Raw genomic sequence first — 1,473 nt, 5'->3', positions numbered from 1 at the left:
AACCCAGCAGTAAAAAAAGGGAAACGGCAACGCTAATAGTCTTACGCATCATGATTGCAGCCCCTCACAAAAAGAGTCTGGCTGATATAGTTTAAATCTTTAAGAAAGCTATAATTCTTAATGTAGCCCATATTTATTTTCACTTTATCAGGGAAGATCACTTCATCATTATATTTTGCAGGGTCAGCTTGCGCAGCAAGCAATGCCTCTTCATTTTTATATTTCAAGGTGGCTGGCCCAGTTATCCCCGGGCGTATCGTCAAGACCAATCGTTCTTCTCCGACTAACTTGTCTGCGTAGCCCGGAACATCGGGCCTTGGCCCAACAAAACTCATTTGCCCTAACAGTACATTCCATAACTGGGGAAGCTCATCGATTTTGGTTTTACGAAAAAAAGCGCCTAGCTTGGTAATCCTTGGGTCGTTGTCGGCAGTAATCGTTGTTTCAATACCTCTTACCTGGCGCATGGTTTTAATCTTAACAACTTTGAACAAACGCCCGTTACGCCCAACTCGCTGCTGAATAAAAAAACCATTGGAGCATGTATCTATACTGGCAGCGATCCACGCCAATAAAATCAACCAAAAAGAAAAACTCAAACCCACGAGCGCAACTACGACATCAAAACAGCGCTTTATCAACGCATCAGTTAAAGACAAGCCCTCATGCATTATTAAGGTAACCAAACTTGCTTAAAGTTTTCCCAACCAAGCCCTCTAGATGCGCAACTTCCTCCTTCCCTAGTGATTTACGCCCTTTCCCTAAACTCTTAGCAGATACACCCGCCACAGCGCGCTCCAACTGCTCACTAGTGGATTCAACCCCCATAAATTGAAGCACTCTCGCCAACTCAGTTTTTGGATCGCGTACAAATGCCTCATATTGAACGCGACAAACTTGGTCTTTAGGAAGGTGATTTAGCGCGGCATCAGACTTTTCGACACACTGTTGCCATTGAATCGCACAAACTTCATTCAAGGTATGCTTTGCTAGAATAGCCTGCATGTTATCTAACGCTGGGCCCCAAAAAGCTAAGCGTTTTTCCTTTGAAAAAAAACGATGCAGGCGCGCCCAAAAGTAACGCAATCCATAGTAAGGCAAATCAATTTTGGGAACGAAACGTACTTTCTCCAATATATAAGCCAAGTCTAACTTCGCCGTCCAACGCAACTTGGCAGACCCCGTCGCATCGACGCCATCACGCACAATAAAGATATATTTTGCGTCAGGAAAAACAGCATGAAGAAATGGCACGCGAAGAGAGTTCGCACAGGTTTTCTCAACGAGAATGTTTGCACCAAACTCTTTCGCATATTTGTCAAAAGTAGTGTTTAAGTAGGACTTAACTAGCGTGGTCGCTTGCTGCTCTGAAAACTCATCGGACGGATGTCTGACATTCCCATGACGAATAATGTAGTTTATTTCATCACAAGGCCATGTTTCGACACCATTAAAAGATGTTACGACATCGCG

Annotated in this window: 2 protein-coding genes; both read right to left on the bottom strand. The window is 43.9% G+C overall.

The genetic code is table 11. The features are described 5' to 3' along the window. Positions 1-41: 41 nt before the first annotated feature. The gene (locus A3750_RS12510; protein ID WP_068453889.1) at positions 42-671 is read right to left on the bottom strand and encodes a sugar transferase; all 630 of its coding nucleotides are present in this window, start codon (positions 669-671) and stop codon (positions 42-44) included. Then, a partial coding sequence (locus A3750_RS12505; RefSeq protein ID WP_068548320.1) for a sulfotransferase occupies positions 664-1,473 on the bottom strand: 810 nt, incomplete at its 5' end. The genes A3750_RS12505 and A3750_RS12510, both read right to left, overlap by 8 nt.

The organism is Oleiphilus sp. HI0079 (assembly GCF_001635105.1).
Note: the sequence above shows the minus strand (reverse complement) of the source record. Positions and strands in the feature narration are given on the sequence as shown.

Bases quoted from the DNA above. Each gene is read 5' to 3' on its own strand.
- A3750_RS12510 (WP_068453889.1), bottom strand. From the start codon at position 671: ATGCATGAGGGCTTGTCTTTAACTGATGCGTTGATAAAGCGCTGTTTT.